This window comes from Streptomyces phaeochromogenes, assembly GCF_001418655.1.
Classification (GTDB): domain Bacteria; phylum Actinomycetota; class Actinomycetes; order Streptomycetales; family Streptomycetaceae; genus Streptomyces; species Streptomyces phaeochromogenes.
In genome coordinates this window covers 1-15,998 of record NZ_LIQZ01000139.1, presented here as the reverse complement: position 1 = coordinate 15,998, position 15,998 = coordinate 1, and the positions used below count along the sequence as shown (strand labels likewise).

The 15,998-nt window shown below is 71.1% G+C and carries 17 protein-coding genes; 12 read left to right on the top strand and 5 right to left on the bottom strand.

The features are described 5' to 3' along the window. Positions 1-56: 56 nt before the first annotated feature. Positions 57-509 (bottom strand): ATP-binding protein, encoded by a 453-nt coding sequence (locus AOK17_RS19350; RefSeq protein ID WP_425424621.1) that lies wholly within the window; start codon positions 507-509, stop codon positions 57-59. 131 nt (positions 510-640) lie between these two features. Here AOK17_RS19350 and AOK17_RS19345 point away from each other — a divergent pair, with 131 nt between their 5' ends. Beyond that, on the top strand, positions 641-1,450 hold the full coding sequence (locus AOK17_RS19345; RefSeq protein ID WP_055613757.1) for a helix-turn-helix domain-containing protein: 810 nt from the start codon (positions 641-643) through the stop codon (positions 1,448-1,450). After that, the gene (locus AOK17_RS19340; protein WP_055613756.1) at positions 1,447-1,668 is read left to right on the top strand and encodes a DUF397 domain-containing protein; all 222 of its coding nucleotides are present in this window, start codon (positions 1,447-1,449) and stop codon (positions 1,666-1,668) included. Before AOK17_RS19345 ends, AOK17_RS19340 begins: the two co-directional genes overlap by 4 nt. Here AOK17_RS19340 and AOK17_RS19335 read toward each other — a convergent pair. Next, positions 1,660-2,250: an LURP-one-related family protein gene (locus tag AOK17_RS19335; protein WP_055613760.1), complete on the bottom strand. Its 591-nt coding sequence runs from the start codon at positions 2,248-2,250 to the stop codon at positions 1,660-1,662. The genes AOK17_RS19340 and AOK17_RS19335 overlap by 9 nt on opposite strands. Before the next feature lie 272 nt (positions 2,251-2,522). On the opposite strand from AOK17_RS19335, the gene AOK17_RS19330 reads away from it, so the two are divergent. From AOK17_RS19330 to AOK17_RS19290, 9 genes are all read left to right on the top strand, one after another. Then, on the top strand, positions 2,523-4,415 hold the full coding sequence (locus tag AOK17_RS19330; protein WP_055613759.1) for a sensor histidine kinase: 1,893 nt from the start codon (positions 2,523-2,525) through the stop codon (positions 4,413-4,415). Positions 4,416-4,544: 129 nt separating this feature from the next. Further along, positions 4,545-5,207 carry a response regulator transcription factor gene (locus AOK17_RS19325; RefSeq protein ID WP_055613755.1) on the top strand — a complete coding sequence of 221 codons (663 nt, stop codon included), beginning with the start codon at positions 4,545-4,547 and terminating at the stop codon, positions 5,205-5,207. A 79-nt stretch (positions 5,208-5,286) separates the two neighbouring features. Beyond that, entirely contained in the window at positions 5,287-5,712 is a 426-nt protein-coding gene (locus AOK17_RS19320; protein WP_055613754.1) for a hypothetical protein, read from the top strand. Positions 5,713-5,785: 73 nt separating this feature from the next. Continuing rightward, positions 5,786-6,622: an SDR family oxidoreductase gene (locus AOK17_RS19315; protein WP_055613753.1), complete on the top strand. Its 837-nt coding sequence runs from the start codon at positions 5,786-5,788 to the stop codon at positions 6,620-6,622. Between the two features lie 7 nt (positions 6,623-6,629). Then, the gene (gene sigJ / locus AOK17_RS19310) at positions 6,630-7,628 is read left to right on the top strand and encodes an RNA polymerase sigma factor SigJ (RefSeq protein ID WP_079053136.1); all 999 of its coding nucleotides are present in this window, start codon (positions 6,630-6,632) and stop codon (positions 7,626-7,628) included. Positions 7,629-7,737: 109 nt separating this feature from the next. Further along, a complete protein-coding gene (locus tag AOK17_RS19305; protein WP_055613752.1) occupies positions 7,738-8,121 on the top strand; it encodes a hypothetical protein in 384 nt (127 codons plus the stop codon). Continuing rightward, complete coding sequence (locus tag AOK17_RS19300) at positions 8,118-8,765, top strand: class F sortase (RefSeq protein ID WP_055613751.1); 648 nt, start codon at positions 8,118-8,120, stop codon at positions 8,763-8,765. Before AOK17_RS19305 ends, AOK17_RS19300 begins: the two co-directional genes overlap by 4 nt. Before the next feature lie 116 nt (positions 8,766-8,881). Beyond that, positions 8,882-9,373, top strand: coding sequence for an RNA polymerase sigma factor (locus tag AOK17_RS19295; RefSeq protein ID WP_055613750.1), 492 nt, complete (start codon positions 8,882-8,884; stop codon positions 9,371-9,373). After that, positions 9,357-9,875: a hypothetical protein gene (locus AOK17_RS19290; RefSeq protein WP_055613749.1), complete on the top strand. Its 519-nt coding sequence runs from the start codon at positions 9,357-9,359 to the stop codon at positions 9,873-9,875. Before AOK17_RS19295 ends, AOK17_RS19290 begins: the two co-directional genes overlap by 17 nt. Positions 9,876-9,934: 59 nt before the next feature. Here the strand turns inward: AOK17_RS19290 and AOK17_RS19285 are convergent, their stop codons facing one another. The 3 genes from AOK17_RS19285 to AOK17_RS19275 all read right to left on the bottom strand — a co-directional run bounded on the left by AOK17_RS19285 (position 9,935) and on the right by AOK17_RS19275 (position 14,167). Beyond that, on the bottom strand, positions 9,935-10,501 hold the full coding sequence (locus AOK17_RS19285; protein WP_055613748.1) for a L,D-transpeptidase: 567 nt from the start codon (positions 10,499-10,501) through the stop codon (positions 9,935-9,937). A 137-nt stretch (positions 10,502-10,638) separates the two neighbouring features. Beyond that, positions 10,639-13,224 (bottom strand): bifunctional FO biosynthesis protein CofGH, encoded by a 2,586-nt coding sequence (locus tag AOK17_RS19280; protein WP_055613747.1) that lies wholly within the window; start codon positions 13,222-13,224, stop codon positions 10,639-10,641. 97 nt (positions 13,225-13,321) lie between these two features. Continuing rightward, a complete protein-coding gene (locus AOK17_RS19275) occupies positions 13,322-14,167 on the bottom strand; it encodes an LLM class F420-dependent oxidoreductase (protein ID WP_055613746.1) in 846 nt (281 codons plus the stop codon). 233 nt (positions 14,168-14,400) lie between these two features. Here AOK17_RS19275 and AOK17_RS19270 point away from each other — a divergent pair, with 233 nt between their 5' ends. Next, positions 14,401-15,960: a CehA/McbA family metallohydrolase gene (locus AOK17_RS19270; protein ID WP_055613745.1), complete on the top strand. Its 1,560-nt coding sequence runs from the start codon at positions 14,401-14,403 to the stop codon at positions 15,958-15,960. The last annotated feature ends 38 nt before the right edge of the window (positions 15,961-15,998 follow it).

Sequence of the window (15,998 nt, the reverse complement as noted above, 5' to 3'; positions counted from 1 at the left end):
GGGGTGGGGTGGGTTGTTTTCCCGGTTCTTTCTTCTTGGCGTCGGGCCCCACCGGGTCACGGCCGTGCACGGTCCGGCGTCACCTCCGCCCAGACCGTCTTGCAGCCCGGCCCCGGCCCGTCCACCACGCCCCACCCGTCCGCGTACGCCGCCACGAGCAACAGGCCGCGCCCCGACTCCTCACCGTCACCGGCCGGGTCCTTGATACGCGGGTTCCGGTCGCCCCGGGCGTCGGTCACCTCCACGCGCAGCACGCCGGCCTCGTCGAGCCGGAGCGTCAGCCTGAAGTCCCGGCCGGGGACGCGTCCATGGAGTACGGCGTTCGCGGCCAGCTCGGCCACCACCTGCAGCGCGGGCTCGGACTCGGCGCCCCACTCCGCGAGTTGGCGCTCCGCGAGCAGGCGGGCGAGTCGGGCACCGCGGCGGGTCGAGGAGAGCAGGATCGTGAAGTGCCGGGCCGCGAGGAGTCGTTGAGCGGGGGCATGGGTTCCGTTGTTCACGTCACTCAGCGTGGCCGCGTACATCTACCCTGAACAGCGGCGAAGCCGGTACGCAGCGTGACTGTCCGGGTGCGGTACGGATGCGGCGCGTGGTTGTCCGGTCCGTTGTTGTCCGGTCCGTGCGCGGGAGAGGTGAGCTTGTGGAGGACGAGGAGGCGGCGGCCGTACTCAAGGCTGTCGGGCGCCAGGTCAAGGCATGGCGGGAAGCCGCCGGGATGCGGCAGTCGGAGTTCGGGGCGGCCATCGGGTACGGCGAGGAGATGGTCTCGTCGGTGGAGCGGGGGCGGCGGGTGCCCCAGCCCGAGTTCCTCGACAAGGCGGACGAGGTTCTCGACGCGGGCGGCAAGCTCTCGGCGATGAAGAAGGACGTGACCGAAGCCAGGTATCCGAAGAAGGTCCGGGATCTGGCGAACCTGGAGGCCGAGGCGGTCGAACTCGGAGCGTACGCCAACCACAACATGCACGGTCTGCTCCAGACGGAGACCTACGCGCGGTCGCTGTTCGCGATGAGACGGCCCGCGTACACCGAGGACGAGATCGACCGCCAGGTCGCCGCACGCATGGCCCGACGGTCCGTCTTCGAGCGCGTGCCCGCGCCACTGCTCACCTTTGTCCAGGAAGAGGTCACGCTACGGCGGCCCATCGGGGGCAAAATGGTGCTGCGGAAACAGCTCGAACGCCTGTTGGAGGTAGGCAGGTTGAGGCATGTGGAGATCCAGGTCATGCCAACGGATCGTGAGGATCATGCAGGCATGGGCGGCCCGCTCCAACTGCTGAAACTTCAGGACGGCAAGGCGCTCGGCCACTCGGAAGGTCAGTTGCACAGTCGCCTGATCACTGATCCGAAAGAGGTTCAGATCGTCGAGATGCGCTATGGCATGATCCGGGCGCAGGCTCTCACGCCGCGGGAGTCACTGGCCCTGATCGAGAAAGTTCTGGGAGAGACATGACCCCCACCGCCGCCTCCGCCGAAGCCGACTCCTCACTGGAGTGGTTCAAGAGCAGCTACAGCAGCAACGACGGCCCCGAGTGCGTCGAGGTCGCGATAGCCCACGCCACCGTCGCCACCGTCCACGTCCGCGACTCCAAGGACAAGCACGGCTCGCAGCTCGCGTTCGCGGACGTGGCGTGGAGCGAGTTCGTCGGTCACGCCCGTCGGTCAGCGTGACTGGAGGGCGTCCAGGGCCACCGCCTGGGCGATGGCCAGGCGGCGGTCGAGGTCGGGGTTCGCGATGTCGAGTACGTAGCGGTCGCGCAGGCCGAACTTCTTGTCGACCGCCATCGCCCGCTTGTCACCCTCGGTGAAGTCGAAGTGGTACGGCCACGCGAACGGTATGAAATCGACGAGCGGCAGGAACTCCCAGACTCGGCGCAGAACGGCCACCACCCTGTTTCGCTCGCGGCCTGTCAGTTGCGTCGTGCCCGGTTGGTCCAGGCTCCACGTTGAGCGCAGCAGCGAGGCGGCGAACGCCTTGCGGAACGTGCCGATGGGGTTGCCCGTCTCGTCCCGTACGTCGTAGACAGCACTCACGTCGAGGAGCTGGCGGGCCTTGAAAGTGAACAGGACACTCTTCTTGGACTCGTCGGAGTAGACGGTCATTTCTTCCTTGATCGCGGTCCGTTTCTGCTCGGCGTAGGCGACGACCTCGCCCTCTGAACCGTCCGGACGGGCCACGGTCACCACGTACCGGTTGGCCATGAAGGTCATCTTCTGCCGGACGTTGAACCGCTCGTGCGCCTGCAGTTGCATGTCGTCCACGTGACGTCTCCCGTTTTTCGTCGCCTGCTCTGTGTTCCGCCGAACCATCGTCACCGCGACGGCCTGCCCGGATCAGTCCTCGGAAGTCTCGGCCCGCAGCGACCTTCGGAGACGGCAGATACGGCACCGGCGGCCCCCAACAACGCCCGCCCCGGCCGTAGTCGTCCCCTGGTCGTCTGTGGTCGTCCACTTTCGTCGTTCGGCCGCGCGACGCAGGGATGATGCGGGCACTCCCGGGCACTGCCTATCGTCGGGCCGTGGAACTGGACGAAGCGAAGACCGCCCGCAGCGCATGGCCGCTCCGACGCCGGCTTGCCGCCGCGTCGCCCTGGAGTCGCGGGCGGATCGCCGGCGAGACCGTACTCACCGTTGTGCTCGCCGGGCTCGCCGGGCTGATCGACGCCGCGGGGGCCGGGTTCGGCGTACGGACCTTCGTCGTCGTCGCGGGCGTGGCCCTGCTGTCGCTGGTCCGGCGCTCGCTGCCGGCGACGGTGCTGGTCGTCTCGGCTGCCGCCGCCGGGGATCTGGCCGGCGCGGCCCCGCTGCTGGTCTACGTGAGCTGGTCGGCGGGCAGCCGCATCATGAAGCCCTGGCGGGTGGTCGCCGCGTTCGGCGCCGCGTTCGTACTGCATGCCGGGGTGTCGTTCCGCAGCGAGTTCAGCGCGGGTTCCGACCTGCCACTGGCTTTCACGTTCGGGCTGAGCGCGGGCCTGTTCCTCACGCTGTCGATCGTGCCGGGCCTTGCCTCCCGCTACCGGGCTCAGCGTCACTCCCTGCTGGACGCACTGCAGCGGAACAACGTCCAACTCGTGCGCGAGCAGACGATGGTGGCCCGTCAGGCGCGCCTGCTGGAGCGGGGCCGCATAGCCCGGGACATGCACGACAGCCTCGGCCACCAACTCGCCCTGATCGCCGTGCACGCGGGCGCCCTCCAGGTCGATCCGGACCTCACCGACCGACAGCGGGAAGGCGTACGGATCCTGCGGGACGCCTCCGTCACCGCGATGGGCGAGCTGCGCGAGGCCGTCGGCATCCTCCACGAGGAACGGGAGGAACGGGAGGAACGGGACGACAACCGGAACTGGCCCGACGTGCGCACCAACGAGCCCGGACACACAGAGCGCATTGAGCACACCGAACCCACCGAACCCACCGACCGCGCCGTGCCCGCCGACACGGACGGCGGGCGTCCCGGCTCCCGCGCGGTCGCCGCCATCGACGGTCTCGTCGAGTCGTCCCGGGCCGCGGGCGTGGCCGTGGAACTGCTCAGGTCCGGCGCCTTCCGGCAGTTGGCGCCCGCCGCGGGCCACACGGCGTACCGCATAGCCCAGGAGGGCCTGACCAACGCCCACAAGCACGCCCCGGGCGCCCCGATCACCCTCGCCCTGCGCTACGAACCGGACAGCCTGGTGGTGGAGGTCGCCAACGGGCCCGCGCCTGCCGCGGCACCGGACGCCCCGGCAGTGATCAGCGGCGGCCAGGGGCTCAGGGGCCTGCAGGAGCGGGCCCGGCTCATCGGCGGCATGGTGCACACCAGCCCCACCGCGGACGGCGGCTTCCGCATCGCGGGCATGCTGCCCTACAGCGCGGGCGCAGGCGCAGGCACCAGCGCCGCCCCCGGCACCGGGGGCGACACCGAAGGCGGCGAACCCCAGCCCCGCCACCCCCACAACACGACGACCTCCGTCGGTCCGTACAACGACTTTGTGGGGCAGCCCGGCGGCGGCACCGCGGACGACAGTGGAGCGGTCATCAACCGGTCCGATCCGCAAGGGGAGTTCGCCGCCACCATGAGCAGGAAGAAGAACGTGGCCATCGGCTGCGCCGTCACCGCCGTCGTCATCGTCGTGGGCATCGTCGCCCTGGGAATCTGGGGAGTCACCGCGCTGATGAAGGAGATGAACAAGGCCACGATCCCGCCGAGGGTGTACGAGTCGGCGAAGGTCGGCGACCCCGAGTCCGCCGTGCAGGACAAGCTGCCCGACGAGGACTCGGTACTGACCTCGGCCTGGGCGGACCAGGGCCCGCAGAAACCCAAGGGCGCGGACTGCCGCCACTTCGCGTCCGACGACCCCGACGACACCACGACCGTCTTCCGGTTCTGCTTCCGCGACGGAAAGCTCGTCGAGAAGCAGACCTTCAAGGACGAGAGCTGACCCGCAAGACTGACGGGTGACTCGGCCCACGCCCACACCCCCACCGTCTCCGCGACGCGCCCGACCGGATCAGGGCATGATGGCGAGGCCATGCCATCCGCTTCCGACCGACACCGCGCAGGAGGCCGTGTGATCCGGGTCCTCGTCGCCGACGACGAGCCGCTCATCCGGGCCGGTATCAGGATGATCCTCACCTCCGCCGACGACATCGATGTGGTCGCCGAGGCGGGCAACGGCCGGGAGGCGGTGGAGAACGCCCGGGGCACCGCCGTCGACGTGGCCCTGCTGGACATCCAGATGCCGGTGATGGACGGGCTGACGGCCCTGGCCGAACTGGGCCGGGTCGCACCGAACGTACGGGTGCTGATCCTCACCACGTTCGGCGAGCGCGACAACGTGCTGCGTGCGCTCGGCCACGGTGGCGCGGGCTTCCTGCTCAAGGACTCCGCGCCCGACGAGCTGATCCACGCGGTACGGGCGGCAGCGGCCGGGAACGCCTACCTCTCACCGGCGGCCACCCGGCATGTGGTGGACGCCCTCTCCTCCCCCGGGGCCACCGCGCGCGCGGAGCAGGCCAGGAACCGCCTCGACGGGCTGACCGCGCGGGAGCGCGACGTGCTCGCCCTGCTCGGCGAGGGCCTGTCCAACGCGGACGCGGGCAGGCGGCTGCACATGAGCGAGGCCACCGTGAAGACGTACGTCAGTCGCATCCTGACCAAGCTCGACTGCGACAACCGCGTCCAGGCGGCCCTCCTCGCCCGCGACGCCGGTCTCCACCCGGGCGACGTCTGACCGGTCCAGGCCACTCCCTCGGTGCCGGCCGGCCCCCCGGCGCGGCTCACGTTTTCGTGCGCCGTCTCGTCATAGGGGCATGAACACGAAAATCCGGTACGCCAACCTCGGCTTTCTGGCCGTGACCGCGCTGTACACAGGCGCCTGGGCCTATTTCTCGCCGAAGGAGTGGCACGCGAGCTTTCCCGGCTTCGGGCTGAGCTGGCTGCCCCAACTGGGCCCGTACAACGAACACCTCGCCAAGGACGCCGGGGCCATGTTCCTGGCGCTGGCGATTCTCACCGCCATCACCCTGGGTTCCGTACGGAACACCCGGCTCGTGCAGACCACGGGCGCGGTGTGGCTGGTCTTCAACGTGCTGCACCTCAGCTACCACATGCACCATCTCAGCATGTACGGGACACGCGACCAGGTCCTCAACGTCGTCACCCTGACACTGCTGGTGCTGTCGTCGGCCGCCCTCCTCGTGCCCGTACTCCCCGGGCGGCGACAGGGGGGCACATGATGACGTACATGATCAGAATGGACATGGACAGGGGCAAGTCGGACAGGCACACGGTGGAAGAAGGAGGTCCGTCATGCGGATCGCGGTAGCGGGCGGGACCGGGCTGGTCGGGCGGTATGTGGTCGACGAGCTGGTCGCCGCAGGGCACGAACCGGTGGTACTGGCCAGGTCGCGGGGTGTGGACCTCGTCTCGGGCGCCGGACTCGATGCCGCCATGACGGGCGTGGAGGCCGTCGTCGACGTCAGCAACGTGCAGACCACCAGCGCCAAGAAGTCGATCTCGTTCTTCGAGAGCGTCGGCCGGAACCTCCTGGGTGCCGGCGCCCGGGCCGGCGTACGGCACCACGTGCTCCTGTCGATCGTCGGCCTCGAACGGGTCGACCTCGGCTACTACCGGGGGAAGCTGCGGCAGGAGGAGGTCGTGACCAAGGACGGCTCGGTGCCGTGGACGATCATGCGCGCCACACAGTTCCTGGAGTTCCCGCAGCAGGTCCTCGACCGGATGCCGGGCCCGGTCGCGATGGTGCCCCGGATGCGTACGCAGCCGGTGGCGGCCCGCGAGGTCGCCCAGCACCTCGTGCGGCTCGTCCTCGGGCCGCCGCAGGGCATGGCGCCGGAGCTCGCCGGGCCGCGCGTCGAGGAACTCGTCGACATGGTGCGCAAGATGCTGCGGGCCGGGGGCCGACGCAAGCTGCTGGTACCGGTCACGCTCCCCGGCGCCGTCGGGAAGGCCATGAAGGGCGGCGGCGCCCTGCCGACCGGACCGGGCTCCCGCGGCACCCAGACCTTCGACGAGTGGCTCACCGAGAACGTCCGGCACGTCGCGCACGACGGGCACCACGGGCGTCCCGGGAGCCCTGGGAGCCCTGGGAGCGCTGGGAGCGCTGGGACTCCCGGAGAGGGAGGCTGAGCAGCTCATGCCCACCTCGCCCGGCTCCGACCAAGGCCCTGGCCCCGGTTCCGGGCAGAGCGGCCCCGGTTCCGAGCAGAGCGGCCTCGGTTCCCTCATGGCCGAGCGGCGGCGGCTGCTCAACCTCGGCTACCGGATGCTCGGTTCGGTGCAGGATGCCGAGGACGTCGTACAGGAGACGTACGCCCGGTGGTACGCCCTGTCCGAACCGCAGCAGCGGGCGATCGTCACCCCGCTGGCGTGGCTGACCCGGGTCGCCTCGCGGATCTGCCTCGACCAGCTCGCCTCCGCGCGGGTCCGCCGTGAGCGCTACACCGGGGAGTGGCTGCCCGAGCCGGTCAGGGGCGGCACCACCTGGACCAGCGCGGCCGGGGCGGGACGGACGAGCGGGACGGGCGGGGACGATCCCGCCGACCGGATCACGCTCGACGAGTCGGTCAGCATGGGCATGCTCGTGGTCCTGGACTCGGTCACGCCCGCGGAACGGGTCGCCTTCGTCCTGCACGACGTGTTCGGCACACCCTTCACCGAGATCGCCGAGACGGTGGGCCGCTCCCCCGCGGCCTGCCGCCGGCTCGCCTCCTCGGCCCGGCGGCGGCTCGCCGAGCGGCGGCCCGTCGGCGGTACGACGACGGAACACCGGCAGGTCGTCTCCGCGTTCCGCGAGGCGTGCGAGACCGGTGACCTCGACTCGCTGGTCGCCCTGCTCGACCCCGCCGTCGAGTCGCGCAGCGACGGAGGCGGCAAGGTGCGCGCGGCGCTGCGCCCGATCACCGGCGCGGACAAGGTGGCGCGCTTCCTCCTCGGCCTCCTGCGCAGGGAGCCGGACGTGGAACTCGTCGAGGACGACATCAACGGCGCCCCCGGCGTCACGGTCGCCATCGCCGGCACGACCATCGCCGTCCTCGCCGCCGATGTCCGCGACGGCCTGATCACCGACCTGTGGCTCGTGGTCAACCCGGACAAGCTGCACGCGTGGACCGCCACCGCGCCGGACGCCCGATGACTTTGCCTGCTCTTTACAACCCGGCTCTCCGCTGTCTCGTCTCTCCGCTCGATCCATACCCCAGTCCGCCGCGTCACCGGGCGGGCGGGCCGACGAAAGAGAGCGATTCATGCGCCGAACTGTCCTCAGCGCCATAGCACTTGCCTGCACCGCCGTACTGGCGAGCACGGTGCCCGCGTTCGCCGACGGGACGACCCCGACCGCCGCTCCGAGCACCGCCCCGAGCCAGGCACCCTCCGAAGCGGCCCCGAGCGCCGAACCGAGCCAGGGCAACGAACCGAGCCAGGGCACCGAACCGACGGTGGCGCCGACCCCCGTACCGGGCGACGAGGTCTCCGTCGTGCCGAGCGGAGCGCCCGACACCGGTGAGGTGTCGACGTCGACGAAGTCCGGATCCGACAGCGGGCTGATCGCCGGGGGCGCCGCCGCCGCGTTCGCCGTCGGCGGGGCGGCGTTCTTCGTCGTACGTCGTCGGCGGGCGACCGGGGAATGACCCTGCCCTCCAGGCGCGCGCTCTCCCGGCGCGGGTTCGTCACCGCGGCGGTGGCCTCGCTGCTCGTGAGCTGCGGCGGCAATCAGACCGACCGGTCCACGGACGACCGCACCACGGACGACCGGGCCGGAGCCGAGAAGACCGGGAACTCGCAATCCCCCGCGAAGGCGGCGAAGGCCCTGGGACGTTCGGTCCCGGTCAGGCTGCAGGTCCCGGCCATCCAGGTCGACACCCCGCTCATGCGGCTCGGCCTGGCCTCGGACGGCACCGTCGAGGTGCCCCCGATCGCGGCGGACGACAAGGCGGGCTGGTACGAGCACTCGCCGACCCCCGGCCAGGTCGGCCCGTCGGTGATCCTCGGCCATGTCACGGTCGGCTCCTACGGCGACGGGGTCTTCCACCACCTCTCACGGCTGCGCCGCGGCGACCGGATCGTGGCGCGCCTGGAGAACGGCAAGGCGGCGGAGTTCGCGGTCACCGACGTACGGACGGTCGCCCAGGCGGAGTTCCCGACGAAAGAGGTCTACGGGAACGTGGGCAGTCCCGAACTGCGTCTCATCACCTGCGGGGGCCCCCGCACCGGTGACGGGTACCGCGACAGCGTGATCGTCTTCGCCGCGCTGAGCTCCGACAGCACGCAATAACCCGTAGCTCCAGGATCCTGGGCCGACGGACCATACGTCGACGGACCGTACGTCGACGGACGGTTCGCCTGCGGCCCGGGATCCTTCCTACGAGTCCATCACCACCATGGAGAGCGTTGAAACGGTCCCGCGAGAAGGCAGCGTCCGAGCTGTTCGCCGCCCTCTACCCGCGCCTGGCCGGCTGGTGCCGCCGCCTGGTCGACGACGACGAGACGGCCCACGAGATCGCCTCGGAGGCGTTCACCCGGCTCTGGGCCCGCTGGACGAACGTGTCGGAGCCGCGAGGGTTCCTCTACGTCACCGCCGCCAACCTCGTCCGGGACCACTGGCGCAAACTGGAGCGCGAGCGCAGAGCCGTACGCCGGGTCAGCGACGAGGTCGCCGTCCGGCCGCAGAACGAACAGGCCGACCCGTCGGTGCGCCTGCTCGTACAGTCGCTGCCGGAACGCCTGCGCGTACCGATCCTGCTGCACTACTACGCCGACATGCCGATCCGGGAGGTGTCCGCGCTGACCGGGCGCAAGGAAGGAACCGTCAAGGCCGACCTCCACGCGGCCCGAGAAATGCTCCGCGCCCACCTGAGGAGAAGCCTTGATCACACCCTCTGAGGACGGTCCGGACCTGGAGCCCGACGACCCCCTCGCCGTCATCCTGCGGCCCGCCTCCGGCTATCTCGCCCCGCCCCCGGGCGGCTACGAGGCGATCCGCCGCGACGCCTCCCGCCGCCGGGTGCTGCGCGCCGCGGCCGGGGTCGGTCTGTCCTGCGTCGCCGCCGCCCTGATCGCGCTGCCGTTCCGCCTGGCCGCATCCGACGCGCCCGTCTCCCCGACGGTCCCGCTCGCCCCGCCGCCCTCCAGCAGCCCCTCGACGCCGCCCACTCCGTCGCCGTCGTCCTCCAGGCCCGTGACTCCCAGCCCCAGCCGCAACCCCAGTGACTCGGCACCGAGCGCCGGCCCCAGCGTCCCGAACGGCTCCGGCGCCACGACCGAGCCGACCGGCCCCGACAGCGCCCCGACGCCGACACAGGCCCCGCCGTCCCTGGAACCGTCCGAACCGTCGACGGCTCCGGACCAGGTCGGTACCTCGGCCGAGAGCAGCACGCTGCCGTAAGGCCCAGCACGCTGCCGTGAAGGACCTGTTCAGCCGGAAGGGACCCGTCCGGCCGGTCGCTAGTCGACGACCGCGACCTTCGTCCCCGCCGTGCCGAACTTCCAGACCGCGTCGCCGTCGGCGGCACGCATGCGGATCCCGCCGGTCGGTACGCCGGACGCGGGCGGCGGCGGGGAAGAGCCGTCCACGGCGTTCGAGAAGGCGATGTTGGTGCCCGAACTGACGGTGAAGAAGACGATGTTCTCGATCTCCACACCGTCGCTGCCCGTGCTCGCCTCGCGTCGCGTGCCGACCGTGTACGAGCCGGGTGCCGGGTTCACCGTCCCGGGCCACACCTTGAAGCTGCGCCGGGACGCGTCACTCGCGTCGACGAGCCATACGCGGCGCTGGTCGAGGGAGTAGACGATGCGCCGTCCGGTGCCGGAACCGTCCGGCACCGCGACCGGCTTGGACTCGTCGGGGCCGGTGGAGGGCTTGGCGGTCGCCGAGGCGGAGGGCTTGGGCGAGGCCGAGGCCGTGGGCTGTGGGCCCTTGTCGGCCTTGACCGCCAGGAACGTCACCGCCACCAGAGCAGCCGCGGTCAGACCGGAGACCCAGACCCACGAGGGAAGCCGTCGGGCAGGCACGCGTACGCATCTCCTCAGCTCTGATTCACCCCGTCGGAGGGTCGGATCATCTTACTCCGACGGGGTCCTCGGCCGATCCTGGCCCACTCGCCCCGGGCCCCACGTCCACGTGCTCGGAGCCCGCACGCCCGCGTCCGTCACTCCAGCACGGGCAGCAGCTCCGGCAGATGCCCGTCCGAGGCCGCCGCCGCCCGCTGCCGCTCCTCCGGCACCTCGCCGTACAGGGTGGTGCGGGGCCGGGAGGGCCGTCCCGCCGCGTCCGCCACGGCGATCAGTTCCTTGACGGACTTGTACGAGCCGTACGACGAGCCCGCCATACGGGAGATGGTCTCCTCCATCAGCGTCCCGCCGAGGTCGTTGGCGCCCGAGCGGAGCATCTCCGCCGCGCCCTCCGTGCCCAGCTTCACCCAGCTGGTCTGGATGTTGGGGATGTGCGGGTGGAGCAGGAGCCTCGCCATCGCCATCACCGCGCGGTTGTCCCGGGTCGTCGGGCCCGGGCGGGCGATCCCCGCCAGGTACACCGGCGCGTTCGTGTGGATGAAGGGGAGCGTCACGAACTCCGTGAAGCCGCCGGTCTGTTGCTGGATCCGGGAGAGCGTCCGGAAGTGGCCGAGCCAGTGGCGGGGCTGGTCCACATGCCCGTACATCATCGTGGACGAGGAGCGGATGCCCAGCTCGTGGGCGGTCGTGATCACCTCGATCCAGGTCGCCGTGGGCAGCTTGCCCTTGGTGAGGACCCAGCGGACCTCGTCGTCGAGGATCTCGGCGGCCGTGCCGGGGATCGAGTCGAGGCCCGCCTCCTTGGCGGCCGTCAGCCACTCGCGGATCGACATACCCGTGCGGGTCGCGCCGTTCACGACCTCCATCGGCGAGAAGGCGTGGACGTGCATGCCGGGCACCCGCTCCTTCACCGCGCGGGCGATGTCGAAGTAGGCCGTCCCCGGCAGGTCCGGGTGGATGCCGCCCTGCATGCAGACCTCGACGGCCCCCAGGTCCCACGCCTGCTCGGCACGGTCGGCGACCTGGTCCAGGGAGAGCGTGTACGCGTCGGCGTCCGTACGGCGCTGGGCGAAGGCGCAGAAGCGGCAGCCGGTGTAGCAGACGTTGGTGAAGTTGATGTTCCGCGTGACGATGTACGTGACGTCGTCGCCGACCGCCGACCTGCGCACGTCGTCGGCGATCCGGCAGAGCGCGTCCAGCGCCGGTCCGTCCGCGTGCAGCAGCGCGAGCGCCTCGTCGTCGGTGAGGCGGGTCGGGTCGTCGGCGGCCGTCGCCAGCGCCGCCCGGACGTCCGTGTCGATCCGGGACGGCACCATGCCGGGCGCCGCGGCCTCCCGCAGCGCGTCCCAGTCGCCGTACACGTGGTCGTAGTCCTCGCGCCGGTCGGACGTGCGCCCCTCGGTGTCGATCGTGGTGTGCAGATCCGTACGGCCCGACGACGTGAACGCCTCCTCGGGCTCCTGCCACGGGTGGCCCTCCACGACCGCGTCCGGCACGGCGAGCCCCGTCTCAGGGTCGGCGAGTGCCCGTACGTGCGGGAGCAGCCGCGGGTCCAGCCAGGGCTCGCCGCGCTGCACGAACTCCGGGTAGACGCAGAGCCGCTCGCGCAGTTCGAAGCCCGCCTCCGCCGACTGCTCGCGCAGCAGGTCGATCTGCGGCCAGGGGCGCTCGGGGTTGACGTGGTCGATGGTGAGCGGCGAGACCCCGCCCCAGTCGTCGATCCCGGCGCCGATCAGTCGCCCGTACTCGGAGTCCACGAGGTTCGGCGGTGCCTGGAGGCAGGCCGAGGGGCCCATGATGTGCCGGGCCACGGCTACCGTCGCGACCAGTTCGTCGAGTTCGGCGTCCGGCATGCCGCGCATCGCCGTGTCCGGCTTGGCGCGGAAGTTCTGGATGATCAGTTCCTGGATGCCGTGGTAGGACCGCGACACGCGCCGCAGCGCGAAGAGGGAGTCAGCGCGCTCCTCGTACGTCTCGCCGATGCCGATCAGCACACCGCTGGTGAAGGGGACCGACGAGCGGCCCGCGTCCTCCAGTACGCGCAGGCGGACGGCCGGCTCCTTGTCGGGCGAGCCGTAGTGCGGGCCGCCGGGCTCGCTCCACAGCCGGGTCGCCGTCGTCTCCAGCATCATGCCCATGCTCGGCGCGACGGGCTTGAGCCGCTGGAAGTCGGTCCACGACATGACACCCGGGTTGAGGTGGGGCAGCAGGCCCGTCTCCTCCAGGATGCGGATCGAGATGGCCCGTACGTACGCGATCGTGTCGTCGTAGCCGTGCGCGTCGAGCCATTCGCGGGCCTCGGGCCAGCGGTCCTCGGGCTTGTCGCCGAGGGTGATCAGCGCTTCCTTGCAGCCCAGTTCCGCGCCCTTGCGGGCGATGTCGAGGACCTCGTCCGGGGACATGAACATCCCGTGGCCCGCCCGGCGGAGCTTGCCGGGGACCGTGACGAACGTGCAGTAGTGGCACTTGTCCCGGCAGAGCCGGGTGAGCGGGATGAAGACGCTCTTCGAGTACGTGATGACGCCGGGGCGGCCCGCCGCCTCCAGGCCCGCGTCACGCACCCGGGCGGCGGACGCGGTCAGGTCGTCCAGGTCGGCGCCGCGTGCCTGGAGCAGGACGGCGGCCTCGGTGACGTCGAGGGCGACGCCGTCGCGGGCGCGTTTGAGGGCGCGACGCATGGCGTTCGCGGTGGGCCCGGTTCCGGAGGTCGCGGAAGTCGTCATCCTTCGAGCATACGATCGCATTGATCAGGTCCCGTTACGGATGGGCCACGTCACGAGCGGCACACCAGCGGCGCACCAGTGACACACCAGCGGCCGGCTACAGGTACTTGGCGTATTCGTCCAGAACGCGCAGTACGTCCCCCTCGCCGGCCGGCGGCAGCTGCAGGACGACCTCCTCGATGCCGAGGTCGGCGTAGTGCGTGAGCTTGCCGGGGGTGGGCAGCACGGCGTACGGCACGAGCTGGAGGGCCTCGGGGTCGCGGCCGGCCCCGGCCCAGGCGGCCCGCAGCACGGGGACGGACTCCGTGAGCCCACCGCCGCCGATCGGCATCCAGCCGTCCGCGTACTCGCTGATGTGCGCGAAGAGCTTCGGCCCTGCCGCTCCCCCGACGAGCGTGCGCGGCCCGACGACGGGTCCGCGCGGCTGCTGTACGGGCTTGGGGTGGGCGTGGCTGGGCCGTACGGAGCCGAACTCGCCCTCGTGGCCGGTCGGTTCGGCGGACCACAGGGCCCGCATCAGGGCCATCCGGTCCCGGACCAGCTCCCGCCGCGTACGCCAGTCGACGCCGTGGTCGGCGGCCTCCTCGACGTTCCAGCCGAAGCCGAGGCCGAGGGTGAAACGGCCGCCGGAGAGGTGGTCGAGGGTGGCGATCTGCTTGGCGAGGGCGACCGGGTCGTGCTGGGCGACGAGGGTGATCCCGGTGCCGAGCGCGAGCGACTCGGCGACCGCCGCCGCCTGGCCGAGGGCGACGAAGGGGTCGAGGGTCCGGCCGTACTCGGGCGGCAGTTCACCGCCCGCCGGGTACGGGGTGACCCGCTCCACGGGTATGTGCGTGTGCTCGGGCAGATAGAGCCCGGCGAAGCCGCGCTCCTCCAGCTCACGAGCGAGCAGCGTGGGGGTGATCGTCTCGTCGGTGAGGAAGATCGTCACGGAGATGCGCATGGCACCTCCCTACCGGCACGAGCCCCAACTGTCCATACCGACCGGTAGGCATTCCACCTGCTTCTCCCGAATGCTTCCGAATGCTTCTTACGAGTGCTCCATTCCCGAAAACTGCCGATCCCCTTCCCTTGCACCACAGTTCACGGCTGAATACCAGGGTTGTCGTACCACCCCCACAGCACCTGAACCGCTACATGCCACTCAGTCACTCACGAGACCCGGGAGCAGCAGACATGTGCGAGGACGACCACAGCGGAGACCGCAGCGGTGACCACGGCATCGGCAGACGCGCGCTGTTCGTGACGGGAGCCGCCGCCGCGCTTACGTTGGGAAGCGTGAGCTTTCCGAGCGAGGCCGCCGACGCGGCCGACGCGTCCGAGACCAGGACGGTCCGCGGCACCCTGCCCACCGGTTCGCCGGACTTCGTGTACCTGCCGGTCGAAGTCCCGGACGGCGTACGGGAGATCAAGGTCGCGTACACCTACGAGAAGCCCCCCGTCCCGGCGGGCACCGCGGGCAACGCACTCGACATCGGCATCTTCGACCAGCGGGGCACCGAGCTGGGCGGCAAGGGCTTCCGCGGCTGGTCGGGCGGGGCCCGCACGGAGTTCTTCATCCGCGCCGACGACGCGACGCCGGGCTACATCCCGGGCCCGGTCAAGGAGGGCACCTGGCACATCGCGCTGGGCCCGTACACGGTTGCCCCGCAGGGACTCCCGTACGAGGTCACCATCACGCTGACGTACGGCGAGCCGGGCGCGGTCGTGAAGCCGGTGTACCCGCCGTCACGGGCCAAGGGGCGCGGGCGGGCCTGGTACCGGGGCGACTGCCATCTGCACTCCTGGTACTCCGACGGCCGCCGCACCCCGGCCGAGATCGCGGCCCTCGCGCGGGCGGCGGGCCTGGACTTCATCAACACGTCCGACCACAACACGCACTCCTCGCACGCCCATTGGGCCTCGGAGGCCGGTGACGACCTGCTGATCCTGCTGGGCGAGGAGGTGACGACGAGGAACGGCCACGTCGTCGCGCTCGGCACCGACCCGGGGACGTTCGTCGACTGGCGCTACCGGGCACGCGACAACCGCTTCGGGAAGTACGCGCGCCGGATCCGCGAGGCCGGCGGTCTGGTCGTGCCCGCCCATCCGCATGCCACCTGCGTCGGCTGCAACTGGAAGTTCGGCTTCGGCGAGGCGGACGCGGTCGAGGTGTGGAACGGGCCGTTCGGTCCCGACGACGAGGTGTCGCTGGCCGACTGGGACAGCATGCTGGTCGCCTCCGTGCGTGAGGGCCGGGGTGACGGTGGGGGCGGCCGGGGCTGGATTCCGGCGATGGGCAACAGCGACGCCCACCGGGATCCCGATCCGGTCGGCACGCCGCAGACCGTCGTCCTCGCCGACGATCTGACCCGCGAGGCGATCCAGGAGGGCATCCGGGCGGGCCGCTCGTACGTCGCGGAGTCGCGGAAGGTGTCGCTGTCGTTCTCCGTGTCCGGGCCGAAGGGCGAACACGCGGGGATCGGGGGGCGGTTGAAGGTCGACCGGGACGATCCGGTCACCGTCACCCTGGAGGCGTCGGGGGTGCCGCGCTGCACGGTTCGCTTCGTCACGGACCAGGGTGTGCTGTTCACGAGTGCGGTTCTGCCCGTGTCCGGGGGCGGGGTGGTGGAGTGGCGTACGACTGCTCAGTACGCGGCGTATGTGCGGGCTGAGGTGCGGCATGAGGCCGCGGTTGGGCCGTTGCCTGGGGCGTTGGCTGCGTTTACGAATCCGATCTTCCTCGGGCGGGTGTGAGCGGGGCTCGGCTGAGGGCTGGGGCGGGGGTGGCTTGG